This window comes from Streptomyces sp. 142MFCol3.1 (genome assembly GCF_000424945.1).
GTDB lineage: Bacteria > Actinomycetota > Actinomycetes > Streptomycetales > Streptomycetaceae > Streptomyces > Streptomyces siamensis.
This window is the reverse complement of the sequence record NZ_AUKV01000015.1, coordinates 55,923-82,056: the sequence shown is the minus strand read 5'-3', so window position 1 is coordinate 82,056 and position 26,134 is coordinate 55,923. Positions and strand designations below refer to the sequence as shown.

The following is a 26,134-nucleotide window of genomic DNA, read 5'->3' as shown; positions in this document are numbered from 1 at the left end:
AAGATCGGACAGGCCTAGGCGTGCGCCCGTGGGAGCGCCCGCCCGTCGTCAGGCCGGGAGACGCGGCGCCCGCTGGCAGCGCGGGCAGAAGTAGCTCGACCGGTTCATCCAGGCGCGCCGACGCATCGGCGTCCCGCACCGTCGGCACGGTTCGCCCTCGCGGCCGTACGCGTCGAGCGAGCGGTCGAAGTAGCCCGACTCGCCGTTGACGTTGACGTACAGGCTGTCGAAGCTGGTGCCGCCGGCGGCCAGGGCGTCGTTCATGACGTCACGGACGTGCCCGAGGAGTTCCGCGGTGCGGGGACGGGTGAAGGTCCCCGTGGGGCGTTCGTAGTGCAGCCGGGACCGCCAGAGCGCCTCGTCCGCGTAGATGTTGCCGACCCCGCTGATCAGCGACTGGTCGAGAAGAGCCCGCTTGATCGTCGTACGGCGGGCGCGCAGCGCCGTGTGGAACGCGGCGTCGTCGAAGAGGGGGTCCAGCGGGTCGCGGGCGATGTGCGCGATGACGTCCGGCAGGCCGTCCGGAGTGTTCTCGTGCAGCGAGAGCCCCCCGAAGGTGCGCTGGTCCACGAACCGCAGTTCGGTGCCGATGCCGTCGTCGAAGCGGATGCGGATGCGCAGGTGCTTCTCGTCCGGGGCGTCCTGCGGCTGCACGAGGAGCTGCCCGCTCATGCCGAGGTGCGCGAGCACCGAGAACGGGGAGTCGTCGAGGGGCAGCCACAGGTACTTGCCACGCCGTCGGGCCTCGCCCATGCGGTGTCCCGCGAGGGCCCTCGCAAAGCCCTCGGGGCCGGCGAGATGGCGTCGCACGGCCCGCGGATGCCGCACCTCGACGGTCTGTACGACGCGTCCGCTGACCCAGCGCTCCAGGCCCCGTCGCACGACTTCGACCTCGGGCAGCTCGGGCACGGGACTCCTTCACAGGGATGGTTGGAGGGGGCAGTGCCCGAAGGGTACCTCGTGCTCAACGGCGCGCGGCGGCGCGGCCTTTCGGGCAGGCAGGACCGCGGGAGCCCGGGCTCGCGCCGCGCTCCCTCCCGGGGCCGCCGGCCACGGTCACTGCGACATCGGCGGCCGACCGCGGCCATGGTCCGGACGGCGGCCGGACTCGGTCACCGTGCCGGACACCACCCGACGCTGTCACCGTGCCGGACAGCGGCCCGACGGAGTCGCCGTGCCGGACGCGCTCGACGAAGTCACCGTGCCGGACAGCGGCCCGCCGGAGTCGCCGTGCCGGACAGCGGCCCGACGCGATGATCAATCCGCTCCGACGGTTGCCGGACGTGGTCACCGTGCCGGGCGGCGGCCCGACGCACGAACCCCGTCGCGGCGCGAGCGCTGCGACGGGGTTCGGGTACTGCGTCCGGCTGTGAAGGAGTCAGGCCGTGGCCGCATCGCTCGTCGGTGCCGAGGGGGTGTCGGCGGTCCCCTCGGCGGCCCGGGCCGCCTGTTCGGCGGCGGCCTCGGCCGACTTTGCGCGTTCGTCCGAGGCAGCACGGATGGCACGCCACGCGGACTCCGCGGCCTGCTGCTCCGCCTCCTTCTTGCTGCGGCCGGTGCCGGTGCCGTACGAGACGCCTCCGACGCGGGCAGCAGCAGTAAAGGTCTTCTCGTGGTCCGGGCCGGTCTCCGAGACGAGGTACTCGGGAACGCCGAGCCCTTCCGTCGCGGTGAGCTCCTGGAGACTGGTTTTCCAGTCCAGGCCCGCGCCCAGATTCGAGGACTTCTCGATCAGGGGGTCGAAGAGACGGTGGACGAGTTCGCCCGCCGCGTCCAGGCCCTGATCGAGATAGACCGCGCCGATCACCGCTTCGAGGGTGTCGGCGAGGATGGATGCCTTGTCCCGGCCACCCGTGCCTTCCTCGCCCCGGCCGAGCCGGATGAAGGAGCCGAGTTCGAGCCCGCGGCCCACCTCGGCCAGCGCACGTGAGTTGACCACCGCGGCCCGCAGCTTGGCCAGCTGGCCCTCGGGCAGGTCGGGGTGGGTGCGGTACAGCGTGTCCGTGACGACGAGGCCCAGCACGGAGTCCCCGAGGAACTCCAGGCGCTCGTTGGTCGGCAGACCGCCGTTCTCGTACGCGTAGGAACGGTGGGTCAGTGCACGCACCAGAAGGGCGGACTCGACCTTGTAGCCGAGCCGCCCTTCCAGAAGCGTGTGGGACGAGGCTGTGTTGTCCGCCTTTTTCTTGGCGTTTGATTCCGCCTTGGCGTCAGACATCAGACCTCTCACCAGCCACTCAGACTTCGAGGACCTGGCGCTTGTTGTAGGTGCCGCAAGCCGGGCAGGCAATGTGCTGCTGCTTGGGCTCGTGGCAGCGCTCGCACGCAACCAGGGTGGGGACCGCAGCCTTCCACTGCGACCGGCGGTGGCGCGTGTTGCTGCGCGACATCTTCCGCTTCGGAACAGCCACGGCTACTTCTCCTGCTTCTCGTCGACGTGCGCTGAAGGAAGCGCGCCGCCGCTCATCTCGTCCTTCTCGCCATCTTCGAGTGAACCGGCGAGTCCCTGCAGTGCCGCCCAACGGATGTCGACGGCGTCGTGGTGGTGGTCCGGGTCGTCCGCGAGCCGGGCTCCGCACTCGGAGCACAGGCCGGGGCAGTCGTCCTGGCACACCGGCTGCATCGGCAGTGCGAGCACCACCGCATCACGCAGCACGGGTTCGAGGTCGAACAGGCCGTCCTCGACAAAGAGCCTGTCCTCGTCTTCCTCGGCGTCGTCGGCCGGATCCGCTTTCACGCGGCCCCGGTCATCGGCGTCAGGGTACGAGAACATCTCCTGGAAGTCCGCTTCGAGCTCCTGCTCCAGCGGCTCCAGACACCTTACGCACTCCCCCTTGGCCGACGCACGGGCGGTGCCTGTGACAAGCACCCCCTCCATGACCGACTCAAGCCGGAGTTCGAGCTCCACCGGGGCACCTTCCGGCACTCCGATGACTCCCGGGATCCCGAGATCCGCGGGGGCGTCGATCGTGCGGGTCAGGCGCTGCATCGCACCAGGACGCCGCCCCAGCTCGTGCGTGTCGAACACGAGAGGGTTGCGGTGGTCGTGGCGGGTGTTCAGGGCCATTCCTGCTTTCGATCCTCGAAGCTCAAGAACCATTGCCCTGGTGTTCCGGGCAGCGGTGATCACGGACGTACGCGCGACCGAAGAGCCAGGATACTGGACCTTTCGCTCTCGGCCCAATCCGGTGCCCGTCCCCGGTTCCGGGCGCCGGAGCGCGCCCGTCCGTGTCCCGGCCGGGCGACCGGCCCGCGCCGGCCTCAGTGCCCGCCGCGCCCCTGCTCGTACGCCCGCAGCTGCTCGGCGCTGATCATGCTGGTGTCGAAGAGGCTGGTCTCGTCGAGGGCGTGCGCCTGCGGGTCCGCGGCGTGGCCCTGCGGCTCGCCGTAGGCCTGGCCGCCGCCGTCGTCGTACGCGGCCTGCTGGCCGTAGGCCTGCTGCTGCGGGTAGGCGGCGTACGGGTCGGCCTGCTGGTAGCCGTAGGCGTCCTGCTGGGCGTACTGCTGCTGGTAGCCGTACGGGTCGGCCGACTGCTGCTGGTAGGCGTAGGCCTCCTGCTGGCCGTAGGACGGCTGGGCGGGGACCTCGGGAGTCCGCGTGGGCTGCTCGGGGGCGGCGTCCGCGAGCTCGGCCAGTCCGGCCAGGTAGTCGGCGTCGCTGGTGTGGCGGCCGGGCGTCCCGTCCTCGTCGAAGGCGCTCAGGTCACCGAGGTCGTCGGAGGCGATCCGGCCGTGCAGCTTCTGTCGGCCGCGGCCGACGGCCTCCAGGGTCTTGGCGAGGACGGCCTCGAAGGCCCCGAGCTTGACGTCGACGTACTCGTCGGCGTTGCGGCGCAGGGTCTCCGGGTCGTGGCTGCGCTCGGGGGCGTCCTCGTCCTCGTATCCCTGCTCGTCGAGGCCGGGGCCGGTGCCGAGGAGCTTCTCGCGGCCGCGGCCGACGGAACCGAGGGTCTTGGTGAGGACGACCTCGAAGTTGGCGAGCTTGGAGTCGACGTAGTCGTCGGCCTCCACACGGATCTCTTCGGCCTCCTGGCGGGCCTCGGCCAGGATCCGGTCCGCCTCGTTCTGCGAACGGCGGGCGACCTCCGTGTCGGAGATCAGGGAACCGCGCTCGGCGTGCGCGGACTCGATGATCCGCTCGGCCTCCTGGCGGGCCTGCTCGACCATCTGCTCGCGCCCGCCGATCAGCTCCTGGGCCTGGGCGAGGGAGCCGGGCAGCGCCTGGCGCACCTCTTCGAGCATCGAGAGCAGCTCGGCGCGGTTGACCACGCACGAGGCCGACATGGGCATGGAACGGGCACCGCCGACCGTCGCGACGATCTCGTCGAGCTTCTTCTGCACGTCCACCGTGTGCTCGCCACTCTCTACAGCTGTGTTGAAGACGGACGGGTCGACTGTACGACCACTCCCGCCCCTCCCGACACCTGGTGACGGACTGTCAGGGTCTCAGTCCTTGCCGAGCCGCTCGGTGAGCGCCTCCAGGACCGCCGGCGGCACCAGGTGAGAGATGTCTCCGCCCCAGTTCGCCACCTCCTTGACGAGCGAGGAGGACAGGAAGCTGTAGGTGGGGCTGGTCGGGATGAAGAGGGTCTCGACGCCGGAGAGGCCGTTGTTCATCTGGGCCATCTGGAGTTCGTAGTCGAAGTCGCTGACCGCGCGCAGGCCCTTGACGATGGCGGGAATGTCGCGCTGCTTGCAGAAGTCGACCAGCAGGCCGTGGTAGGCCTCGACCTGGACGTTGCCGTAGTCGGCGGTGACCTCACGGATCAGCTCGATCCGCTTTTCGACGCTGAACAGGCCCTTCTTCGCCTGATTGATCATCACGACGACGTGCACGACGTCGTAGAGCCTGGAGGCGCGGGCGATGATGTCGAGGTGTCCATTGGTGATGGGGTCGAATGACCCCGGACAGACGGCGCGGCGCAACAGTGGTCCCTCGCTCTCCGGTCCGGTCATCGTGCGTCTTCGCACGTAGAGGCGGCGCGACCGTACCAAAACGTGCCTTCGCCGTAACGACGGGCCCGGATCGCTTCGAAGCCGTCCGGCCAACCGAATTCGCCGCCTCTGGTGCTGCGCTCCACGGTGACGAGGGCTTCGGCCGCGAGCCAGCCCTCCGAGCGGAGTGTGAGCAGAATCTCGCGAAGATCGTCGTCCGTGACGGCATACGGGGGATCCAGGAAGACCAGGTCGTACGGTGACGCGGGCGACGCCGTGCGGATGATCTGTTCCGCTTTGCCCGACCTGACCTCGGCTCCGGGCAGGCCCAGCGACTTCACGTTCTCCCGGATGATCCGGGCGGCCCGCGCGTCGGCCTCGACGAGCAGGGTGTGTCCGGCGCCGCGGCTGAGCGCCTCCAGGCCGACGGCGCCCGAGCCCGCGTAGAGGTCGAGGACGCGCTCTCCGTCGAGGGGGCCGCCGAGCAGGGACTGCCAGGTGGAGAAGAGGCCCTCACGCGCGCGGTCGGAGGTGGGCCGGGTGCCGGTGCCCGGCGGGACGGCCAGTCGGCGTCCTCCGGCCCGGCCGGCGATCACGCGGGTCATGAGGGTCCTTTGCGGCGGGGATGTGTCGGGTCCAGTCTGTCAGCCCTTTTCCAGGTACTGCTCGCGCTCCTCGTCGAGCAGCGCGTCCAGGGCGGTGCGCAGGCCCGGCAGCTGCTCCAGGGCCGGGTCGGCGACGACGACCGCGGTGGCCTCCTCGCGGGCCTCGGCGATGATCTCCTCGTCGTCGATGACCGCGAGCATCCGCAGCGACGAGCGGACGCCGGACTGGGCCTGGCCGAGGACGTCGCCCTCGCGCCGCTGCTCCAGGTCGATGCGGGAGAGCTCGAAGCCGTCGAGGGTGGACGACACCGCGTTCAGCCGCTGGCGCGCCGGGCTGGCCTCCGGCATCTCGGTGACCAGCAGGCAGAGTCCGGCCGCCGAGCCGCGGCCGACGCGACCGCGCAGCTGGTGCAACTGGGACACGCCGAATCGGTCGGCGTCCATGATCACCATCGCGGTGGCGTTCGGTACGTTCACCCCGACCTCGATGACCGTCGTGGCGACGAGGACGTCCGTCTCGCCGGCGGCGAAGCGGCGCATCACGGCGTCCTTGTCGTCGGGCTGCATCCGCCCGTGCAGGATCTCCACCCTCAGTCCCCGCAGGGGGCCCTGGGCGAGGTGGTCGGCGATGTCGAGGACGGCGAGCGGCGGACGCTTCTCGGCCTCGTCCTCGGGGGACTTCTTCTTGGTCTTCTTCGCGTCGGCGTCGTCGGCGTCGTCGCCGATGCGGGGGCAGACGACGTACGCCTGGTGGCCGTTCTCCACTTCCTCGCGCACGCGCTCCCAGGCGCGCGCGAGGAAGTGCGGCTTGTCGGCGGCCGGGACGACATGGCTGGCGATCGGCGAGCGTCCGGCGGGGAGCTGGTCGAGGACGGAGGTCTCCAGGTCGCCGAAGACGGTCATCGCGACCGTCCGCGGGATCGGGGTGGCGGTCATCACCAGGAGGTGCGGGGGCTGCTTGCCCTTGCCGCGCAGAGCGTCGCGCTGCTCGACGCCGAAGCGGTGCTGCTCGTCCACCACGACCAGGCCCAGGTCGTGGAACTGCACCTTGTCCTCGATCAGCGCGTGCGTGCCGATGACGATGCCGGCCTCGCCGGTGACCAGGTCGAGCAGTGCCTGGCGGCGGGCCGCCGCGCCCATGGAGCCGGTGAGCAGCACGACCTTGGTGGAGTGCTCGGCCCCGCCGAGCATGCCGCCCTCGGCGAGCTCCCCCATCATCTCGGTGACGGACCGGTGGTGCTGCTGGGCGAGCACCTCGGTGGGCGCGAGCATGGCCGCCTGCCCCCCGGCGTCGACGACGGCGAGCATGGCGCGCAGGGCGACCATCGTCTTTCCCGATCCGACCTCTCCCTGGAGCAGCCGGTGCATGGGGTGTTCGGTGGCGAGGTCGTCGAAGATCTCCTTGGAGACCTTCTGCTGGCCCTCGGTGAGCGTGAAGGGCAGCTTGGCGTCGAAGGCGGTGAGCATGCCGTCCGCGCGGGCGACGCGGGCGACGGCCGGGAGCTGCGCGTCGGCGTGGCGGCGGCGGGCCAGGGCGACCTGGAGGACGAAGGCCTCGTCCCATTTGAGCCGGGCGCGGGCGTCGTGGATGTCCGCCTTGGTGTGCGGGCGGTGGATCTTGAGGAGGGCCTCGGGGAGGCTGACCAGCCCTCGGCCGTCGCGCAGGGAGTCCGGGAGGGGGTCGACCGCCTCCTGGGCGCTGGGCAGCACCGTCTGCACGGACTTGGCGATCTTCCAGGACTCCAGCTTGGCCGTGGCCGGATAGATCGGGATGAGGGCGCCGGCCCAGGAGTCGACGCTCTCGGCGGCCTCGTCGCCGTCGCCGCGCAGCAGCTCGTACGCCGGATGGGCCAGCTGGAGGCGGTGGTTGAAGACGGAGACCTTGCCGGAGAACATCGCACGCGTGCCCGGCAGGAGGTCCTTGTGGGGCTTGTGCACGCCGTTGCCGAAGAAGACCAGCTGGAGGCGGCCGCTGCCGTCCGTGATGGTGACTTCGAGACGCTGGCCCTTGCCGCGCGGCGCCCGGGACGACGCGAAGGTGTGCAGGCGCGCGTCGGCGACCTGGGCGACCACCGTCACATGCTCGTCCATGGGCAGGTCGGCGAGGTGGGTGAGCTGACCGCGCTCCTCGTACCTGCGGGGATAGTGGTGCAGGAGGTCGCCGACGGTGTGCAGGCCGAGGTGCTCGGCCATCACCTTCGCGGTGGCGGGACCGAGCGCCTTCTTCAGTGGTTCTTCGAGCACGGGCACGAGATCCATTGCACACCACCACACTGACAATGCCGTATACGTCCTGCAAATCCGCTGGTCAGGCGGGTCGTTCCGGGCCTAGGATGACGCGTTCCGGCCCTCTTCGCGGTCACCGTCCGCCGGGACCGCCCGACCCCGCGCCGTCGCCCGTCCCCCCACCCACCGGCGCAGCGACGATGGACTCCCAGACCTCACAGTCATCCCAGGCACCTCAGTCACCTCATACGTTCCAGGTCGACCTGCGCGGTCTGGTGGACCTGCTCTCCCATCACCTCTACTCCAGTCCCAAGGTCTATCTGCGCGAGCTGCTGCAGAACGCGGTGGACGCGATCACCGCGCGGCTGGCCGAGCAGCCGGACGCCCCGGCCACCGTGCGCCTGCATGCCGAGGGCGGCACGCTGCGGGTGGAGGACTCCGGTGTGGGGCTCACCGAGGCCGACGTGCACAGCCTCCTCGCGACCATCGGCCGCAGCTCCAAGCGGGACGACGGCCTGGAGTCGGCGCGCTCGGACTTCCTGGGCCAGTTCGGCATCGGCCTGCTCGCCTGTTTCGTGGTCGCCGAGCGCATCCGCGTCGTCAGCCGCAGCGCGCGCACGCCCGACGCGGCGCCCGTGGAGTGGACGGCTGCCGACGACGGTTCCTACACCGTGCGGACGCTGCCCGCCGAGGCACGCCCCGAACCCGGCACCACCGTGCACCTGGTGGCCCGCGCCGGGGCCGGCGAGTGGCTCACCGAGGAGCGGGTGCGGTCCCTGGCACGGGACTTCGGCTCGCTGTTGCCGTACGACCTGCGCGTGGGCGACGAGGCGGTCACCGACCTGCCGGCGCCGTGGGACCGCGCGTACCCGAGCCCCGCCACCCGTCGGGTGGCCCTCGCCCGGCACTGCCACGACCTGTTCGGGTTCACTCCGCTGGACGCGATCGACCTGAAGGTGCCGCTGGCCGGCATCCGCGGTGTCGCGTACGTCCTGCCGACCGCCGTCAGTCCCGCCCAGCGGGCGAGCCACCGGGTGCATCTCAAGGGCATGCTGCTCACCGAGCGGGCCGAGCAGCTGCTGCCCGACTGGGCGTTTTTCGTGCGGTGCGTGCTGGACACGGACAGTCTGCGGCCCACCGCCTCACGCGAGTCGCTGTACGAGGACGAGACACTCGCCGCCGTGCGCGAGGCGCTCGGTGAGCGCATCCGGTCCTGGCTGACCGGGCTGGCGGCCGGGGACCCGGAGCGGCTGTCGGCGTTCCTGTCGGTGCACCACCTGGGGGTGAAGTCCCTCGCACGGCACGACACGGACATGCTGCGCACGATGCTGCCGTGGCTGCCCTTCGAGACGACCGACGGCCGGCTGTCCCTGGAAGAGTTCGCGCAGCGGCACCCCGTCGTGCACTTCACGCGCACCGTCGAGGAGTACCGGCAGGTCGCACCGATCGCGTCCGCGCAGGGCGTCGGCGTCGTCAACGGCGGCTACACGTACGACAGCGAGCTGGTCGAGGCGCTGCCCTCGGTGCGCCCGGGCACGGTCGTCTCGGAGCTGGACGCCGACACGGTGACCGCGCATCTGGACGCGGTCGACCCGGGCGAGGAGCTGGCCCTGTCGGCCTTCCTGGCGGCGGCGCGGGCGAAGCTCGACCCGCTGGGCTGCGACGTCGTCCTGCGCGCCTTCCACCCGCTCTCGGTCCCGGCCCTGCACCTGGACGACCGGGCCGCCCGGCACGAGCAGGCCCGCGCGGAGGCCGAGGAGCAGGCCGACGACCTATGGGCCGGCATTCTCGGCTCGCTGCGCGGCAGCGCGCCCCGCGCGCGGCTGGTGCTCAACCACCTCAACCCGCTCGTCCGGCGGATCGGTTCCCTGGCCGACCCGGAGCTGATCGGCACCGCCACCGAGTCGCTGTACGGCCAGGCGCTGCTGAGAGCCCAGCGCCCGCTGCGGCCCGCGGACTCCGCGCTCCTGAACCGCTCGTTCATCGGCCTCCTCGAATGGGCCACCCACACCGACCCGGGGAGGGACGACCACGGATGAGCGGGGCCATGGACTTCGACACCCTGCGCCAGGAGATGGCGGACAACCACGAGCAGCCCGAGGGGCCCGCACGCAACGCGCGCGCGGAGCAACTGCTCGTCGAGGCCGAGAAGCTGAACATCCCGCTCGCGGTCGTCGAGGCGCTCGGACACCAGCTGAAGGTCTACAACTACAGCTCCGAGAAGGACAAGATGTTCGTCCCCTTCGCGCGCCTGCTGCGCATGTGGGACGAGCACCCGGAGGACTTCGACGAGTACGAGATCCACTCTCTGTACTGGGTGTTCAAGTGGATGTCGGCCGGAATGCTGGACCAGCCGCACATCCCGCTCGCCTCGATCGAGAAGTGGCTCGGCGAGATGGAGCGCCGCTACCGGCTGGCCGGCCACTCCGAACGGGCCGTGCGGGCCGCGGAGTTCAGCGTCGCCGCGCATCTCGGGGATCTGGAGCGTGCGGACCGGGCGTATGCCGCGTGGCTGGCCGCCGACCGGGACAGCATGGCGGACTGCCACGCATGCGAGCTGCACAGCCAGGGATGGTGGCGCGCGGAGCGGGACGCCGACGCGGAGGCGCTCGATCTGTGGGCTCCGGTCCTGGAGGGCGCGTACACGTGCGCCCACGAGCCGCACACCGTCCTCGCGTCGTCGCTGCTTCCCCTGCTGCGCCTGGGGCGCCTCCAGGAGGCCCGTGCCCATCACCTCCGGGGCTTCCGGCTGGTGCGCGCCATGGAGAGCATGCGCGGGGCGTACGCGGACCACGTGGAGTTCTGCGCGCTGTCGGGGAACGAGGCCCGCGCCCTGGAGCTCCTCGCCGAGCGGCCCGCGTACTTCACGGACTCCGGGGACCCGCGCAGCAAGCTGGACTTCATGGCGGTCGTGGCCCTCCTGATGGACCGCCTGACCTCCCTCGGCCTCGGCGGGCAGACGGTGCCCGGCCCCGCCGGACGCGCGTGGACCGCGGCGGAACTGGCCGTCCACGCGCGCGGGGAGACCCTCGCGCTGGCCGCGCGCTTCGACTCCCGCAACGGCACCTCCTACGTGAGCGAGCGGGCCCGGGCGCGCATGGACCAGGCGCCTCTGGTGGACCGGCTGCCGCTGGGCGTGCGCTCCGCCCGCCCCGCGGCAGCCGGTCACGCCGAGCCGGCGCCGGAGCACCGGCCGCGGGCGGCGGGTGCCGACGCCGCAGCGGACCTGCCCACGCTGCTCGCCGAGGCCCGACGGCTGTCCGGGCTGCGCAGCCCGGACGCGGTGGAGGCGTGGGCGGCTGTCTCACGCGCCGCCGAGGGTCACGAGCTGACGGTCCGCGACCGCGCGGAGATCGCCGACCACGAGGCGATGGGCCGCGGTCCCGAGGGCGCCGGCCTGTTCCGCCGCGCGGCGGAGCTGTACGAGGAGGCGGGCGACCCCGGTGAGGCGCTCGCGGCCCGCGCCCGCGCCGCCTTCGTCCACGCCCTGTCCGCCGGCACCGAAGAGGCGCTGGCTGAGACGGCGGAGCTGTACGAGGAGGTGCTCGCCCTCCACGCCCGGGGCGGGACTGGTGTGCCGCAGACGGCGTCCGTGCTGATCGGGCGGGCGCGGACGTGGATGCACCTGGTCGACGAACTGGAGAGCGCGGGCGAGTCCGCCGGCCCGGACGCCGCGGCTGCGACCCGGACGGCCGGGGCGGCCGCGCGGGAGTTGCTCGCGCTCGTCGGGCCCCACGTCGGCGAGGACGTGGCGCTCGCCTCGCGGGCCGCGGAGGCGAGGGCGATGCTCGGCGAACTCGCGGCGCGCGCCGACGACGCCGAGGCCGCCGTGGAACACCTCTCGGCCGCGGTGGACGGGTTCGTCGCCGCCGGGCTGCCGTGGTTCGCCGTGGAGTACGACTCCCGCCTCGCCGGCATCGCGATGCAGCTGGGCGACGCCGGCGCCGCGGAGCGGGCGGCCCGCGCGGCGCTGGAGCACGCAGGTCCGTACCTGGAGCCCGCGGGTCATGCCCAGCTGCACCTCCAGCTCGCCGAGATCCTGGGCGCCGACGGGCAGGTGGGTCCCGCCGCGGAACAGGCACTGGAAGCCGCGCACTGGGCTGACGAGGCGGGCGAGGCGGGCACGCTCGGCGCCTGGGCCCGGCACCAGCTCGGCGGGCTGCTGCTCCGCCAGGGGCGGTGGGCCGAGGCTGCCGAGGCACTGGAGTCGGCGCTGCCCGACCTGACCGCCGAGATGCACGGGGACGGCGCGATCGTCCAGACGCGGTGGTGGCTCGGCGACTGTCTCACCGAACTCGGCGAACACCGTGAGGCCGCCGGGCACTGGCTGCGGGCCGCCGACATCGCTCGGCACTGGCCCGAGCAGCACGACCACGCGATGCTGGCGCATCTGGCCGCCGAGGCCCTGGGGCACGCCGGTCTGACCGACCAGGCCGAGCAGGCGTACGCCCGTGCCGGCGACCTGTGGCGCGCGCTCGGCAACGTCCACGGGCTGGTCAGGTCGCTGCGGGCGCGCGCGTGGACCGCGACGCGCCTGGAGGCCGGGCTCGACGCCGCGCGGGAGCTGATGGAGACGGCCGTGCGCGCGTGCGAGTCGGCTCTCCGGGCGGAGCCCGCCTCACCGTCCGGCTCCGCATCCGGGGCTCCGGAGGACGAGGACGCGCGGCAGCGTCTGGTCGCCGAACTCGGCCACACCCACCGTCAGTTCGGTGACCTCGTGGCCCGTTCCGTGTCCGGGGGCGGGGAAGAGGCCTCCACCAGGGCGGCGTTGGAGGAGGCCCTCGCCCATGTCACGCGGGCGATCGCCGTGTTCACCTCGCTCGGCGACGACGGCGTCGGCGCCCGGACCGGGGCCGAACTCGCCGCCGGCCGGCTGGAGGCCGACCTCGGCCGCCCCTCCGCGGCTGCCGCACGCGCGCGTGCGGTGCTCTCCGCCTGCGCGGGGCTGGACGGGGAGACGGCGCAGGCCCGGCGGACCGAGGCTGAGCGAATGCTGGGGCTGGTCGAGGGGCTCCCGGGGGAGTGAGTCGGTGCGGCCGGGAAACCCTGGGTTCGTCCCCTCCGCGGATCGGGGTTGCCCCTCCGCGGACCGGAGCGTTCGCCACCCTCCGCGAACCGGGGGATTCGCAGCTCCCGCGGCCGGCGGTTCACCCCCCCCTCCGCCCCTGCCCTTCCCTTGTTCCTGGGGGCTGCGCCTGTTCCTGGGGGCTGCGCCCCCAAACCCCCGCTTCGGCCGGGACGGCGTCGTCCTCAAGCGCCGGACGGGCTGAAGTCGGGCGCTTGATGGGCGGGGACGCCGCTACTCCACCCCGATCAGCAGCAACGCGCCCTGCCGTCCGCCCCGGTACACGACCGTGTCGACCGCCAGGTACGACTCCCTGACCCGGGCCTCCAGATGCGGCACCACGGACTCGGGGGCCTCGTCGCCGAGGACGAGCGTGACCATCTCGCCGCCGGCGGCGAGCATGCGGTCGAGGACCGACTCGGCGGTGGCCGTGACGTCGGAGCCGATCACGGCGACGTCGCCGTCGATGAGGCCGAGGACGTCCCCGGCCTGGCAGATGCCGGCCATGGTCCAGGACTGCCGTTCGGCGACGACGACTTCGGCATGGCGCGTGGCACCGGCCGCCGAGGTCATGGCGACGACGTCCTCGTCGAACCGGCGGTCCGGCTCGTGCACGGCGAGCGCGGCGATGCCCTGCACCGCGGACCGCGTCGGGATGAGCGCGACCCGGACACCCTCCGTGCGGGCCTGCTCCGCGGCGGCCGCCGCGGTGTGCCGCAGCTCGGCGTCGTTCGGCAGCAGCACCACCTCACGCGCGTGGGCCCGCCGTACGGCCTCGACGAGTTCCCCGCTGGCGGGCGGCTCCCCGGGCCGGGCGAGCACGGCGGTCGCCCCGGCCTCCGTATACAGCCCGGCCAGTCCTTCGCCGGGCACGACGGCCACCACCGCGCGCTGGGCCCGCTCCCGCGGCGGACGGCCGGTCGCGCCCGCGGTGTGGACGTCGCCGAGGCCGAAGTGCGTGATCCGGATCCGGTACGGGCGTCCGGCCTCGACGCCCGCCTCCACGGCGGCGCCCGCGTCGTCGACGTGCACATGGACGTTCCACAGCCCGTCCCCGCCGACCACGACGAGGGAGTCCCCGAGACCGTCGAGGCGCTGCCGGAGCCGCTCGACGGCCGCGTCCTCCGCCTCAAGGAGGTAGATCACCTCGAAGGCGGGCCCGCCGTCCTCCGGTCCGTCGTCGGTGCACACGTCGGCGGCCGGGGAAGCCTGGGCCGTGGTCGTCCCCTCAGGCGCGCGGGCGGGCGCGGGCACCGCGAGCAGGCCGGGCGACTCCCCCGTGAACGTCTCCACGAGGGCCGCGAGAACGGCCACCAGCCCGCGCCCGCCCGCGTCGACGACTCCGGCGCGCCGCAGGACGGCCAGCTGCCCCGGGGTCGCGGCGAGTGCGGCGCGTGCCCCTTCGTGGGCCGCGCGCACGACCGCCACGCAGTCGCCCTCGGTTCCGTCCGCCGCGTCGGCCGCGGCGGCGGCGACCGTGAGGACGGTGCCCTCGACGGGATGGGCGACGGCCAGGCGGGCGGAGTCCGCGGCGTGCCGCAGAGCGAGCCGCAGCCCCCGCCCGTCGGTGTGGGCGGTGTCACCGTCGGCCGCGAGGACCTGTGCCATACCCCTCAGCAGCTGCGCGAGGATCGTCCCGGAGTTGCCGCGTGCCCCGATGAGCGCTCCGTGGGCCATCGCCCGCACGGCGTCGGCGAGGCTGGGGCCACCGGCCGCCCGCACCGCCCCCGGACCTCCGCGCGCGTCGGCATCGGTGCCGGTGCCGGCAGGGGCACCGGTGCCGTGGGGGTCGCGAGCGTCCGCGACCGCCATCGTCTCGTGGCCCGCGAACACCGCCTCGACGGCCGCCGCCGCCGACTCCACGGTCAGATACAGGTTGGTCCCCGTGTCCCCGTCGGCCACCGGGTAGACGTTGATCGCGTCGATCTCCTCGCGGGCCCGTCCCAGCGCTTCGAGCGCGAGCCCGCACCAGGTGCGCACCGCGAGAGCATCGAGTGTCTGCGGCACCTGCGGCACCTGCGCCTCCTTGAGCTGCTGAACGTGGGACGCAGCGTAGACCCAGAACGGGTTACTGTCGGTAGGGGACCCTGATGAGGGCGCGGACCAGGTGTAGGCGCCGGTCATGGTAGTTTCGTTCTCCGGACGCAGTCGTTGTATGCTGCTCCAGTTGCCCGATCTGATCGGGTCTTCCCCCTGGCACCGCCACTCAGATCCTAGATCCTGATTCCGGCATGCCGGGATCAACCGTAAGTGCATCTGAAGTCTTTGGAGTGACCCGTGGCTGCCAACTGCGACGTCTGCGGCAAGGGGCCGGGCTTCGGCAACAACATCTCGCACTCGCACCGCCGTACGCCCCGTCGCTGGAACCCCAACATCCAGCGCGTCCGTACCGTGGTCGGCGGGACGCCGAAGCGCGTGAACGCTTGCACCTCGTGCATCAAGGCCGGCAAGGTCTCGCGCTGACAACCGCTAGCGCGCGGCCACTGCTGGTTCGCTTGCACTGAACCGGTCCACCTCTCCGGGTGGGCCGGTTTTTTGCTGCGCCCGCACCGCCGCGGAGACGTCACCGCGCACGCTTCCGCGGCACCGGGCACGCTCCCCCCGGCGGACACGGGCCGGCACAGTGACACAGGTGACATGGCGAACACCCCGGCACCACCGACACGTACGGGGCCGCCCGTGGGCCCGGCACCGACTGTGCCGGGCCCACGGGCGGCCCCGTACGTGATCCGGGCGGCCCCGGGGCCGCCCGGATCACGCCTCCATGTCGCCGAAGTGGTCCCAGCCGCCCTTGCTCGTCCAGGGCGCCCCGTCCACGGTGACCTGAGGGAGTGCCGACGGGTTGAGGACCTCGCCGATCACCTTCCAGCGGGCGGGCAGCTTCACGTCCGGCGGGAACGTCGCCACTATCGCGTGGTCCTCTCCGCCGCTGAGCACCCACTGGAGGGGGTCGACGCCGACTGCCTGCCCGATGTCGTTCATCTGGGAGGGGATGTCGATGTCGCCGGAACGGATGTCGATGCGCACCTTGCTGGCCTCGGCGATGTGCCCGAGGTCGGCGATCAGGCCGTCGCTGACGTCGCACATCGAGGTGGCGCCGAGTCCGGCCGCCGCGGGACCCGCGTGGTACGGCGGTTCGGGGCGCCGGTGGGCTTCCACGAAGGCACGCGGCGAGCGGAAGCCCCGCGAGAGCACCGCGTACCCGGCCGCCGACCAGCCCAGCCAGCCCGTCACCGCGACGACGTCGCCGGGCTGGGCGCCGGCCCGGGTGACCGGCTCGTGGTTGCGCAGATCGCCGAGCGCGGTGATCGCGACGGTGATGGTGTCACCGCGTACGACGTCGCCGCCGACCACGGCCGCGCCCGCCACCTGGCACTCGTCGCGCAGTCCGTCCATCAGCTCGGACGGCCAGGTCGCCGGAAGTTCCGCCGGCACGACCAGGCCGAGGAGCAGCGCGGTCGGTACGGCGCCCATCGCCGCGATGTCCGCGAGGTTCTGCGCGGCCGCCTTGCGTCCCACGTCGTACGCCGTGGACCAGTCACGGCGGAAGTGCCGTCCCTCCAGCAGGATGTCGGTGCTCGCCACGACCCTGCGGTCCGGCGCGGCCACCACCGCGGCGTCGTCGCCGGGACCGACCCGGACGGCCGGGGTGGTGGTGAGACGCGAGGTGAGCTCTCGAATGAGCCCGAACTCCCCCAACTCGCCCACGGTGCCCTTCATGATCGCACTGCTCCCTCTCTCGCTGCCCGTGCCCGGTCGCGAGCCGTCTCCGTACTCGGTACGGTCGAGTTGACCGTCAACTTGTGCAGTCCGCCCACCCCGGCGCGCAAGCCCCAGTCACCGTGGGTCTCCCCGCGGCGAGCGGCGACGCGATACCGTGGCGTTCCTTTTCCCCACATGATCCTCGTGGCCGCCCTGGAGGTTCCGTGGTACAGGCGTACATCCTGATCCAGACGGAGGTCGGCAAAGCGTCGACCGTCGCCGAGACGATCAGCAAGATCCCGGGGGTGATCCAGGCAGAGGACGTGACAGGACCGTACGACGTCATCGTGCGCGCCCAAGCCGACACCGTCGACGAACTCGGCCGCATGGTGGTCGCGAAGGTCCAGCAAGTGGACGGCATCACCCGTACCTTGACCTGCCCGGTCGTGCACCTGTAGCCCCCGTCTACCCTTGGCCGGTGAACTTCTTCCGTCACCGGCGCTCCGCTTTCCTCGGACTGCCCGCCCTGGCCCTGCTGATCACGATCGCGGGCTGCTCCTCAGCAGACGACGGTGACTCCGTCGCGGTTCCGAGTCCGGACACGAAGGTCACCGAGCTGTGTCAGAACCTGGACAAGGCGCTGCCGCGGAAGGTGGACGGCCTCGGCCGCCATGACCCCGAGCCCCGGTCCGCGCTGACCGCGGGCTGGGGAAGCCCGGCGATCATACTGCGCTGCGGTGTGGAGCGGCCCGCGAAGATGACCGACCCCAAGGTGGCGCTCGGCGACGACCCGAAGGCCGTCGGCGGCGGAGTGAACGGCGTCGACTGGCTGATGGAGAAGCGGGACGACGGATCGACCCGCTTCACCACCGCACAACGCCGTGCCTACGTCGAGGTGACCGTGCCGGAGGGACGGGACACCTCGGGGATGCTCGTCGACCTCGCCGCCTCCATCAAGAAGGCGATCCCCAAGGGGATCGCCGACTGACCCGGACCTCGTCCGGAACGCGTGCTCAGCGCAGGCCGGTGGACCTGCGCAGCGCCGCCTGCACCAGGCGGTCGACCAGCTCCGGGTAGCTGACCCCGGTCTCCTGCCACATGCGCGGATACATGGAGATGGGCGTGAACCCGGGCATCGTGTTGATCTCGTTGATCACGAACTCGCCGTCCTCGGTGAGGAAGAAGTCCGCGCGGACCAGGCCCTCGCAGGAAGCCGCCTCGAAGGCCTCGACGGCCAGCCGCCGCACCTCGGCCCTCTGCTCCTCGGTGAGCGGCGCCGGGACGATGCCGTCGGCCGAGTCGATGTACTTGGCCTCGAAGTCGTAGAAGGCGTGGGACTGTACGGGCGGGATCTCCGCCGGGACCGAGGCGCGCGGGCCGTCCTCGAACTCCAGGACGCCGCACTCGATCTCGCGACCGCGCAGCAGCGCCTCCACGATGATCTTCGGGTCGTGGCGCTGGGCCTCTGCGATCGCCTCGTCGAGGCCTGAGAGGTCGTCCACCTTCGTGATCCCGAACGAGGAGCCCGCGCGCGCGGGCTTCACGAACAGCGGCCAGCCGTGCTCACCCGCGAAGTCGATGATCTTCTTGCGGGCGGCCGACTCGTCGCGCTCCCACTCGCGGGGTCGGATCACCACGTACGGGCCCACCTTCAGGCCGAACGAGGTGAACACCCGCTTCATGTAGTCCTTGTCCTGGCCGACGGCGGACGCGAGCACGCCCGAACCGACGTAGGGCACCCCGGAGAGCTCCAGGAGGCCCTGGAGGGTGCCGTCCTCGCCGTACGGGCCGTGCAGCATGGGGAAGACGACGTCGACCTCGCCGAGGGCCTTGGGGACCGAACCCGGCTCGCTGTAGACCACTTCGCGGTCGGCGGGGTCGACGGGGAGCACCACGCCGCCCTCGCTCGACTCGGCGAGCTGCTCGACGCTGGGCTGCTTGCGGTCGACGATCGCCATGCGTTCGGGCTCGTCCGCGGTGAGCGCCCAACGGCCGTCCTGGGTGATGCCGATCGGCAGTACGTCGTACTTCGTCCTGTCGATGGCGCTCAGGACGGCGCCGGCGGTCACCACGGAGATCCCGTGTTCGGAGCTGCGGCCGCCGAAGACGACGGCCACGCGCGGCTTGCGAGGCGGCTGCTCAGGGCTCTGGGGGAGGTTCTCGGTGCTCATATCGCGTTGAGAGTACCCGTTGGTAGTGCGGTGAGTCAGCGCCCCACGACGGCGGTTGCTCAGCGTCGTGCGGACCGTCGCTCAGCGTCGCGCGAACGGCCGCGGCGACCGCCTGCCGGGCCGTTCCCGGCATCGCCGGCCAGGCCGTTCAGCGACGTTCGGGCTTCGCGCTGCGCGACATCAGCTCCTTGAGCGCGACCACCGGTGGCTTGCCCTCGTGGACGATGCTGACGACCGTCTCCGTGATGGGCATGTCGACGCCGTGCCTGCGGGCCAGATCCAGCACGGACTCGCAGGACTTGACGCCCTCGGCGGTCTGCCTGGTGACCGCGACGGTCTCCTGGAGCGTCATGCCTCTGCCCAGGTTGATGCCGAAGGTGTGGTTGCGCGACAGCGGCGAGGAGCAGGTGGCGGCGAGGTCGCCGAGGCCCGCGAGGCCGGAGAACGTCATGGGGTCGGCGCCCATGACGAGCCCGAGGCGGGTGGTCTCGGCGAGGCCGCGGGTGATCAGTGAGCCCTTGGCGTTGTCCCCGAGGCCCATGCCGTCGGCGATGCCCACGGCGAGACCGATCACGTTCTTGACCGCGCCGCCGAGTTCGCAGCCCACCACGTCCGTGTTGGTGTAGGGGCGGAAGTACGGGGTGTGGCACGCGGCCTGGAGTCGCGTGGCAACCGACTCGTCACGGCAGGCGACCACGGCGGCGGCCGGCATCCGCTGGGCGATCTCCTTGGCGAGGTTGGGCCCGGTGACCACGGCGACGCGGTCGGACGAGACCTTGGCGACCTCCTCGATGACCTCGCTCATCCGCTTCACCGTGCCGAGTTCGACGCCCTTCATGAGCGAGACGAGCACGGTGTCCGGGGCGAGCAGCGGAACCCACTCGGCCAGGTTGCCGCGCAGCGTCTGCGAGGGCACGGCGAGCACGGTGAAGTCCGCGCCGCGCGCCGCCTCGGCCGGGTCCGTGGTGGCCCGCAGATTCTCCGGGAGTTCGATGCCCGGCAGGTAGTCCGGGTTCATGCGCGTGGAGTTGACCGCGTCGGCGAGATCGGCACGGCGCGCCCACAGGGTGACGTCGCACCCGGCGTCGGCGAGCACCATGCCGAAGGCCGTCCCCCACGATCCGGTCCCGAAGACGGCCGCCTTGACCGGACTGCTCACGTGCCCTGCCCCTTTTCCTGCCGTACCTTCGCCCGCTCCGCCTCCGCGGCCCTGCGGCGCTGCGCGATACGCACCTCGCGCGGGTCGTAGGGCTTCTTGGGGGCCTTCGCGCCGCGGATCTCCTCCAGCAGCGCGGTGATGGCGGCCATGATGACCTCGGTGGCCTCCTTGAGGAGTTCCGGGCTCATCTCCCTGTCGTAGAAGCGCGAGAGGTCCACGGGCGGGCCCGCGAGCACGCGGTGGGTCTTGCGCGGAAGGAGGTTGGGCTTCTTGGCGTACGGCGGCAGCAGTTCGTTGGCGCCCCACTGGGCGACCGGGATCACCGGGCACTTGGTCTGCAGGGCGACCCGGGCGGCGCCGGTCTTGCCGGTCATCGGCCAGCCGTCGGGGTCACGGGTGAGGGTGCCCTCGGGGTAGAAGGCCACGCACTCACCGCGCTCCACGGCGTCGATCGCGGCCCGGAAGGCGCTCAGGGCGTCCGTGCTCTCGCGGTAGACGGGGATCTGTCCGGTGCCGCGCATGGCGGCCCCCACGAATCCCTTCTTGAAAAGGCCGGCCTTCGCGAGGAAACGAGGAACGCGCCCGGTGTTGTACTGATAGTGCGCATACGCGAACGGGTCGACGTGCGAATTGTGGTTCACCGCAGTGATAAATCCGCCCTCGGCCGGAATGTTCTCCATTCCACGCCAGTCCCGCTTGATCAGAACCACCAGCGGTGGTTTGCAGAGGACCGCTGCGAAGCGGTACCAGAAGCCGATTCTGCGGCGGGGCACGCGGACACCTTCCTCCAGGGCCTGGGGGGCCGCACAAGTGTCGCCCCAGGCCGCCTGTCTGTCGAGAACACCGTACGCCCCGACATCCGTACCGCCAGGGCCGCCGGGTCACAATGGGGACGCGACTAGGGAGGGTGGAGCGTTCGTGCGGTGGACTGTGGTCGTACCCCTCAAACCCCTGGCGCGGGCCAAGAGCAGGCTGGCGGACACCGCCTCGGACGGGTTGCGCCCCGGCCTCGCGCTCGCCTTCGCACAGGACACCGTGGCAGCCGTGCTGGCCTGCGCGGCCGTGCTGGATGTGGCGGTCGTCACGGACGACGTGCTGGCCGGACGGGAGCTGGCAGCCCTCGGCGCCCGTGTCGTCCCGGAAGAGCCTGGCGGCGGACTGAACGCCGCCCTGGCCCACGCGGCGGCCGTCGTCCGCTCCCGGAGTCCCGAAAGCGCGGTCGCCGCTCTGAACGCCGATCTGCCCGCGCTGCGCCCCACGGAATTGGCCCGGGTGCTCGACGCCGCGACCGAATTCCCCCGCTCATTTCTCCCCGATGCGGCCGCTATCGGTACGACTCTGCTGGCCGCCTCTCCGGGCCGGGAATTGCTTCCCGCATTCGGCACCGAATCCCGCGCCCGCCATCGCGCCTCGGGCGCCGTGGAAATCGGCCTCGACGCGGTGGATTCCGTACGCCAGGACGTGGACACCGGCGACGATCTGCGGGCCGCGCTGGCCCTCGGCGTGGGCCCGCGCACCGCGGCGGTGGCGGCGCACCTGCTGCTTCCCGGACCACCGGGCCGCTGAGGCCGGGCGGCGCCGGTTCCGCTCCCCGCGGCGCTCCGCGGGACCGCACCCGCTCGCCCTGCGGCCGGTGCCGGTCCCGGTGTCGTGGCCCGGTGGATAGGCTTCCCCCATGCAGGCGACCGCGTACACGTACGACCCCGAGACCCACAGCGGCCAGGTGCTGCTCGACGACGGTACGCCGGTGCCCTTCGACGGGCCGGCGTTCGAGGCGGGCGGGCTCAGGCTGCTGCGCCCCGGGCAGCGCGTGCGCATCGAGACCGAGGGCGAGGGCGAGGCCCGCCGGATCACCCTGATCACCCTGCAGACGTTCTGAGCAGGACGCGGACATGCCGCGGGCCGGGCTCCCCAGGGGAGCCCGGCCCGGCGCGTGAGGTGCCCTGCGCCGCTGCTACTTGCGGGCGGTGGCCTTCTTGGCGGTGGTCTTGCGGGCCGTCGACTTCTTGGCCGGGGCCTTCTTGGCCGTCGCCTTCTTCGCCGGGGCCTTCTTCGCCGTCGCCGTCTTGGCGGTGGTCTTCTTCGCCGCGGTCTTCTTCGCGGCCGCCGTGGTCTTCTTGGCGGTGGTCTTCTTCGCCGTGGTCTTCTTCGCGGCGGCGGTGGTCTTCTTCGCCGTGGTCTTCTTCGCGGCGGCCGTGGTCTTCTTCGCCGCCGCCTTCTTGGCGGTGGCCTTCTTGGCCGCGGCCTTCTTGACCGTCGCCGTGGCCCCACCGGTCAGGCTGCCCTTGGGCGCCTTCTTGACGGCCACCTCGCCGCCGCGCGGGAGCTTCTTCGAGCCGCTGACCAGGTCCTTGAAGCCCTGGCCGGCGCGGAAACGCGGTACGGAGGTCTTCTTGACCCGGACGCGCTCACCCGTCTGCGGGTTGCGGGCGTAACGGGCCGGGCGGTCGACCTTCTCGAAGGAACCGAAGCCGGTGACCGAGACCCGGTCCCCGCCGACAACTGCACGGACGATCGCGTCCAGTACGGCGTCGACCGCGTCGGCGGCCTGCTGACGCCCGCCGACCTTGTCGGCAATCGCTTCTACGAGCTGCGCCTTGTTCACGTCTTCCCCTTCGGAGACATTGCCCGAACGAATGCGTTCAAGCTTTTTCGCACGTTAGGCAGATATATACCGCAAATCAAACACGAAACGGGCTAATCACCCTTGTGCCGCAACGAACTCGGCCCGGCTCGGAGTTCCTCAGCGTTCCTCTTCGAGGAATCGACCCTCGTCGAGGTCGTCGGTGAACCGCTCCAGCCGCCTTGTCGCGTCGGCGAGATCGTGCTTGGCCACGGCCGTAATGACCAGCAGCTTCCGGGTCAGCGCCATCCGTACGCCCTCCGGGACTTGCAGTGCGCGCACTCTTGTGTGCGCTTCCTTGAGTTGGGCCGCGACTGCCACGTAGAGCTCGAGTTGGCCGTCGTGTTCCATGCACAGATTGTGCCATCTGGGGCGAGTTGTCGCCTGCCCAGGGGCAACTGCCGCCCCTCGACGGGGTCCTGGGCAGCTCGCCGCGGCGCGGCAGCGGAATGCGGGTACCCAGGCAATCTCCCCTGTAACCAGGGGAGTTGAGCCCCCTTCCCGGGCCCTTCGGGGGCCCTTCGGGGGCAGACGCAGCTGTACCCCCAACCGTCCACGATTGGGGGTACAGAGGGGTGTTGCGGTGGCCGAAATCAGCCGCGGGCCGGGCCCGCGGGCCCGGGCCTCAGATGTGCAGCGTCTTCGGCTTGTACGACGGCCGCTTGGCCTCGTACGCGGCGATGTCGCTCTCGTTCTGGAGGGTGATGGAGATGTCGTCCAGGCCGTTCAGCAGGCGCCAGCGGGCGTTCTCGTCGAGCTCGAAGGCGGCGGTGATGCCCTCGGCGCGCACCTCGCGGGCCTCCAGGTCGACCGTGACCTCGGCCTCGGGGTCCTGCTCGGTCAGCTCCCACAGCGCGTCCACGATCTTCTGCTCCAGAACCACCGTGAGCAGGCCGTTCTTGAGCGAGTTGCCGCGGAAGATGTCCGCGAACCGCGAGGAGATGACGGCCTTGAAGCCGTAGTTCTGCAGGGCCCAGACGGCGTGCTCGCGCGACGAGCCGGTGCCGAAGTCGGGGCCGGCGACCAGGACCGTGGCGCCCTGGCGCTCGGGCCGGTTGAGGACGAAGGACGGGTCCTTGCGCCAGGCCTCGAACAGCCCGTCCTCGAAGCCGTCCCTGGTCACCTTCTTGAGCCAGTGGGCCGGGATGATCTGGTCGGTGTCGACATTGCTGCGGCGCAGCGGCACGGCCCGGCCGGTGTGCGTGGTGAATGCTTCCATGGCTTCTCAGACTCCAGCGGGCGTACGGGCGGCGGACGCGTCGGACAGGTCGGCCGGGGAGGCCAGGTGGCCCAGCACGGCGGTGGCGGCGGCGACCTGCGGCGAGACCAGGTGCGTACGGCCGCCCTTGCCCTGCCTGCCCTCGAAGTTGCGGTTGGAGGTGGACGCGGAGCGCTCACCGGGGGCCAGCTGGTCGGGGTTCATGCCCAGGCACATCGAGCAGCCCGCGTGCCGCCATTCGGCCCCGGCCTCCTTGAAGACCACGTCCAGGCCCTCGGAGACGGCCTGCAGACCGACCCGTGCGGAGCCCGGGACCACCAGCATCCGTACGCCGTCGGCGACTTTGCGGCCCTCGACGATCTCGGCGGCGGCGCGCAGGTCCTCGATGCGGCCGTTGGTGCAGGAACCTACGAAGACGGTGTCGACCTTGATGTCGCGCAGCGGCTGTCCGGCGGCCAACCCCATGTACTCCAGGGCCTTTTCGGCGGCCAGGCGCTCCGAAGCGTCCTCGTACGAAGCAGGGTCGGGGACGGACGCCGAAAGCGGCGCGCCCTGGCCGGGGTTGGTGCCCCAGGTGACGAACGGCGACAGGGAGGCGGCGTCGATGACGACCTCCTCGTCGAATTCCGCGTCGTCGTCCGACTTCAGGGTCTTCCAGTAGTCGACCGCGGCGTCCCAGTCCTCGCCCTCGGGCGCGTGGGCGCGGCCCTTGAGGTAGGCGAAGGTGGTCTCGTCGGGGGCGATCATGCCCGCGCGGGCACCAGCCTCGATCGACATGTTGCAGATGGTCATCCGGGCTTCCATCGACAGCTTCTCGATGGCGGAGCCGCGGTACTCCAGGATGTAGCCCTGGCCGCCGCCCGTACCGATCTTGGCGATGATCGCCAGGATCAGGTCCTTGGCGGTGACGCCCTCGGGCAGCTCGCCGTCGACGGTGATGGCCATCGTCTTCGGGCGGGCCAGCGGCAGCGTCTGCGTGGCCAGCACGTGCTCGACCTGCGAGGTGCCGATGCCGAACGCCAGCGCGCCGAAGGCACCGTGCGTGGAGGTGTGGGAGTCACCGCAGACAACGGTGGTGCCCGGCTGGGTCAGGCCCAGCTGCGGCCCCACCACGTGGACGACGCCCTGCTCGACGTCGCCCAGCGAGTGCAGTCGCACGCCGAACTCGGCGCAGTTCTTGCGCAGCGTCTCCAGCTGGGCCCGGGAGACCGGGTCCGCGATGGGCTTGTCGATATCGAGGGTCGGGGTGTTGTGATCCTCGGTGGCGATGGTGAGGTCGAGGCGGCGCACGGGACGCCCGGCCTGGCGGAGGCCGTCGAAGGCCTGCGGGCTGGTCACCTCGTGCAGCAGGTGCAGATCGATGAAGAGGAGGTCGGGCTCGCCCTCGGCGCGCCGGACGACGTGGTCGTCCCAGACCTTCTCCGCGAGTGTCCTACCCATCGCTTTCCCTCCGGCCGGCCTGTGTGGCGCCGGCCCAACTAGAGATTTCCGGGGCGGCAACGTCCGTACCCCTCGTACCGGACGTCGTCCGCCGGGCCCGTTGGTCCGCGGGCCGCTGTGTCTACAAGGGTGGCGCGTTCCACGGAAAATTGAACTTGCGTTTCACAGAGTGAGACGCGAGTATCGTTGCATGGACAACAGTAGCGGCGTCGGCGTTCTGGACAAGGCAGCCCTTGTCCTGAGCGCTCTGGAGTCCGGCCCGGCCACCCTCGCGGGCCTGGTCGCGGCGACCGGACTGGCACGACCCACGGCACATCGCCTCGCCGTGGCACTTGAGCACCACCGCATGGTGGCGCGTGACATGCAGGGCCGTTTCATTCTCGGCCCCCGCCTCGCCGAGCTGGCCGCGGCCGCCGGCGAGGACCGGCTCCTCGCGACGGCGGGCCCGGTGCTCACGCATCTGCGGGACATCACGGGCGAGAGCGCGCAGCTCTACCGGCGCCAGGGCGACATGCGCATCTGCGTCGCCGCGGCCGAGCGGCTGTCCGGCCTGCGGGACACGGTCCCGGTCGGCTCCACGCTCACGATGAAGGCCGGCTCCTCGGCCCAGATCCTGATGGCCTGGGAGGAGCCGGAGCGGCTGCACCGCGGCCTCCAGGGGGCCCGCTTCACGGCGACGGCACTCTCGGGCGTGCGGCGCCGCGGCTGGGCCCAGTCGATCGGCGAGCGCGAGCCGGGCGTCGCGTCCGTCTCCGCGCCGGTGCGCGGCCCCTCGAACCGGGTCGTGGCCGCCGTCTCGGTCTCCGGACCGATCGAGCGCCTCACGCGCCATCCGGGCCGTATGCACGCCCAGGCGGTCATCGACGCCGCCGCCCGCCTCTCCGAGGCCCTGCGCCGCACGGGCTGACCTTCCGGGAACGACAACCGGGGAGGGCCTGCCTCAACGCCGCGGCAGACCCTCCCCGATTCCCCCGTCCCCCCTGGTCCGT

The 26,134-nt window shown here is 71.8% G+C and carries 25 protein-coding genes; 8 read left to right on the top strand and 17 right to left on the bottom strand.

Annotated features, from left to right (window positions below; translation table 11 throughout):
• Nucleotides 1-48: 48 nt before the first annotated feature.
• The 8 genes from mutM to recG form a co-directional block, all read right to left on the bottom strand.
• On the bottom strand, nt 49-909 hold the full coding sequence (gene mutM, locus H305_RS0122815; RefSeq protein WP_028802427.1) for a bifunctional DNA-formamidopyrimidine glycosylase/DNA-(apurinic or apyrimidinic site) lyase: 861 nt from the start codon (nt 907-909) through the stop codon (nt 49-51).
• Between the two features lie 469 nt (nt 910-1,378).
• On the bottom strand, nt 1,379-2,218 hold the full coding sequence (gene rnc, locus H305_RS0122810) for a ribonuclease III (protein ID WP_028802426.1): 840 nt from the start codon (nt 2,216-2,218) through the stop codon (nt 1,379-1,381).
• Between the two features lie 19 nt (nt 2,219-2,237).
• Nucleotides 2,238-2,411 carry a 50S ribosomal protein L32 gene (rpmF, locus tag H305_RS0122805; RefSeq protein ID WP_028802425.1) on the bottom strand — a complete coding sequence of 58 codons (174 nt, stop codon included), beginning with the start codon at nt 2,409-2,411 and terminating at the stop codon, nt 2,238-2,240.
• A gap of 2 nt (nt 2,412-2,413) precedes the next feature.
• The gene (locus tag H305_RS0122800) at nt 2,414-3,067 is read right to left on the bottom strand and encodes a YceD family protein (protein WP_028802424.1); all 654 of its coding nucleotides are present in this window, start codon (nt 3,065-3,067) and stop codon (nt 2,414-2,416) included.
• 194 nt (nt 3,068-3,261) lie between these two features.
• Nucleotides 3,262-4,347 carry a DivIVA domain-containing protein gene (locus tag H305_RS0122795; protein WP_028802423.1) on the bottom strand — a complete coding sequence of 362 codons (1,086 nt, stop codon included), beginning with the start codon at nt 4,345-4,347 and terminating at the stop codon, nt 3,262-3,264.
• Nucleotides 4,348-4,446: 99 nt separating this feature from the next.
• Entirely contained in the window at nt 4,447-4,926 is a 480-nt protein-coding gene (coaD, locus tag H305_RS0122790; protein WP_324608115.1) for a pantetheine-phosphate adenylyltransferase, read from the bottom strand.
• A gap of 26 nt (nt 4,927-4,952) precedes the next feature.
• On the bottom strand, nt 4,953-5,540 hold the full coding sequence (rsmD, locus tag H305_RS0122785; protein WP_028802421.1) for a 16S rRNA (guanine(966)-N(2))-methyltransferase RsmD: 588 nt from the start codon (nt 5,538-5,540) through the stop codon (nt 4,953-4,955).
• A 39-nt stretch (nt 5,541-5,579) separates the two neighbouring features.
• Nucleotides 5,580-7,799 carry an ATP-dependent DNA helicase RecG gene (recG, locus tag H305_RS0122780; protein WP_028802420.1) on the bottom strand — a complete coding sequence of 740 codons (2,220 nt, stop codon included), beginning with the start codon at nt 7,797-7,799 and terminating at the stop codon, nt 5,580-5,582.
• 167 nt (nt 7,800-7,966) lie between these two features.
• Between recG and H305_RS0122775 the strand changes: the two genes are divergently transcribed.
• Together H305_RS0122775 and H305_RS0122770 are read left to right on the top strand one after the other, a co-directional pair.
• Nucleotides 7,967-9,805, top strand: a complete 1,839-nt coding sequence (locus H305_RS0122775; protein WP_028802419.1) for an HSP90 family protein — start codon at nt 7,967-7,969, stop codon at nt 9,803-9,805.
• A complete protein-coding gene (locus tag H305_RS0122770; protein WP_028802418.1) occupies nt 9,802-12,792 on the top strand; it encodes a hypothetical protein in 2,991 nt (996 codons plus the stop codon). The genes H305_RS0122775 and H305_RS0122770 overlap by 4 nt, the downstream gene beginning before the upstream one ends.
• Before the next feature lie 273 nt (nt 12,793-13,065).
• Here H305_RS0122770 and H305_RS0122765 read toward each other — a convergent pair whose 3' ends face one another.
• Nucleotides 13,066-14,847, bottom strand: a complete 1,782-nt coding sequence (locus H305_RS0122765) for a DAK2 domain-containing protein (RefSeq protein ID WP_028802417.1) — start codon at nt 14,845-14,847, stop codon at nt 13,066-13,068.
• Between the two features lie 261 nt (nt 14,848-15,108).
• Between H305_RS0122765 and rpmB the strand changes: the two genes are divergently transcribed.
• Nucleotides 15,109-15,294: a 50S ribosomal protein L28 gene (gene rpmB / locus H305_RS0122760; protein WP_004924906.1), complete on the top strand. Its 186-nt coding sequence runs from the start codon at nt 15,109-15,111 to the stop codon at nt 15,292-15,294.
• Between the two features lie 291 nt (nt 15,295-15,585).
• Here the strand turns inward: rpmB and H305_RS0122755 are convergent, their stop codons facing one another.
• Complete coding sequence (locus H305_RS0122755) at nt 15,586-16,551, bottom strand: thiamine-phosphate kinase (RefSeq protein ID WP_028802416.1); 966 nt, start codon at nt 16,549-16,551, stop codon at nt 15,586-15,588.
• A 206-nt stretch (nt 16,552-16,757) separates the two neighbouring features.
• On the opposite strand from H305_RS0122755, the gene H305_RS0122750 reads away from it, so the two are divergent.
• Nucleotides 16,758-16,991, top strand: coding sequence for an Lrp/AsnC family transcriptional regulator (locus H305_RS0122750; RefSeq protein WP_028802415.1), 234 nt, complete (start codon nt 16,758-16,760; stop codon nt 16,989-16,991).
• 20 nt (nt 16,992-17,011) lie between these two features.
• Nucleotides 17,012-17,521: a DUF3515 domain-containing protein gene (locus tag H305_RS0122745; protein WP_028802414.1), complete on the top strand. Its 510-nt coding sequence runs from the start codon at nt 17,012-17,014 to the stop codon at nt 17,519-17,521.
• 25 nt (nt 17,522-17,546) lie between these two features.
• On the opposite strand, the gene H305_RS0122740 is transcribed toward H305_RS0122745, so the two are convergent.
• The 3 genes from H305_RS0122740 to H305_RS0122730 form a co-directional block, all read right to left on the bottom strand.
• A complete protein-coding gene (locus H305_RS0122740; RefSeq protein WP_028802413.1) occupies nt 17,547-18,704 on the bottom strand; it encodes a D-alanine--D-alanine ligase family protein in 1,158 nt (385 codons plus the stop codon).
• A gap of 148 nt (nt 18,705-18,852) precedes the next feature.
• The gene (locus H305_RS0122735; protein ID WP_028802412.1) at nt 18,853-19,863 is read right to left on the bottom strand and encodes an NAD(P)H-dependent glycerol-3-phosphate dehydrogenase; all 1,011 of its coding nucleotides are present in this window, start codon (nt 19,861-19,863) and stop codon (nt 18,853-18,855) included.
• Nucleotides 19,860-20,636: a lysophospholipid acyltransferase family protein gene (locus H305_RS0122730; RefSeq protein WP_028802411.1), complete on the bottom strand. Its 777-nt coding sequence runs from the start codon at nt 20,634-20,636 to the stop codon at nt 19,860-19,862. The genes H305_RS0122735 and H305_RS0122730 overlap by 4 nt, the downstream gene beginning before the upstream one ends.
• Before the next feature lie 145 nt (nt 20,637-20,781).
• On the opposite strand from H305_RS0122730, the gene cofC reads away from it, so the two are divergent.
• Both cofC and H305_RS0122720 read left to right on the top strand, forming a co-directional pair.
• Nucleotides 20,782-21,429: a 2-phospho-L-lactate guanylyltransferase gene (gene cofC, locus H305_RS0122725; protein ID WP_028802410.1), complete on the top strand. Its 648-nt coding sequence runs from the start codon at nt 20,782-20,784 to the stop codon at nt 21,427-21,429.
• 109 nt (nt 21,430-21,538) lie between these two features.
• Complete coding sequence (locus tag H305_RS0122720; RefSeq protein ID WP_028802409.1) at nt 21,539-21,742, top strand: hypothetical protein; 204 nt, start codon at nt 21,539-21,541, stop codon at nt 21,740-21,742.
• 75 nt (nt 21,743-21,817) lie between these two features.
• Here the strand turns inward: H305_RS0122720 and H305_RS0122715 are convergent, their stop codons facing one another.
• The 4 genes from H305_RS0122715 to leuC form a co-directional block, all read right to left on the bottom strand.
• Complete coding sequence (locus H305_RS0122715) at nt 21,818-22,468, bottom strand: HU family DNA-binding protein (protein ID WP_028802408.1); 651 nt, start codon at nt 22,466-22,468, stop codon at nt 21,818-21,820.
• A gap of 138 nt (nt 22,469-22,606) precedes the next feature.
• Nucleotides 22,607-22,837 carry a hypothetical protein gene (locus tag H305_RS0122710; RefSeq protein ID WP_028802407.1) on the bottom strand — a complete coding sequence of 77 codons (231 nt, stop codon included), beginning with the start codon at nt 22,835-22,837 and terminating at the stop codon, nt 22,607-22,609.
• Between the two features lie 274 nt (nt 22,838-23,111).
• On the bottom strand, nt 23,112-23,705 hold the full coding sequence (gene leuD / locus H305_RS0122705) for a 3-isopropylmalate dehydratase small subunit (RefSeq protein ID WP_028802406.1): 594 nt from the start codon (nt 23,703-23,705) through the stop codon (nt 23,112-23,114).
• A 6-nt stretch (nt 23,706-23,711) separates the two neighbouring features.
• Entirely contained in the window at nt 23,712-25,145 is a 1,434-nt protein-coding gene (gene leuC, locus H305_RS0122700) for a 3-isopropylmalate dehydratase large subunit (protein WP_028802405.1), read from the bottom strand.
• Nucleotides 25,146-25,335: 190 nt separating this feature from the next.
• Here leuC and ndgR point away from each other — a divergent pair, with 190 nt between their 5' ends.
• A complete protein-coding gene (gene ndgR, locus H305_RS0122695) occupies nt 25,336-26,052 on the top strand; it encodes an IclR family transcriptional regulator NdgR (RefSeq protein ID WP_007384919.1) in 717 nt (238 codons plus the stop codon).
• The last annotated feature ends 82 nt before the right edge of the window (nt 26,053-26,134 follow it).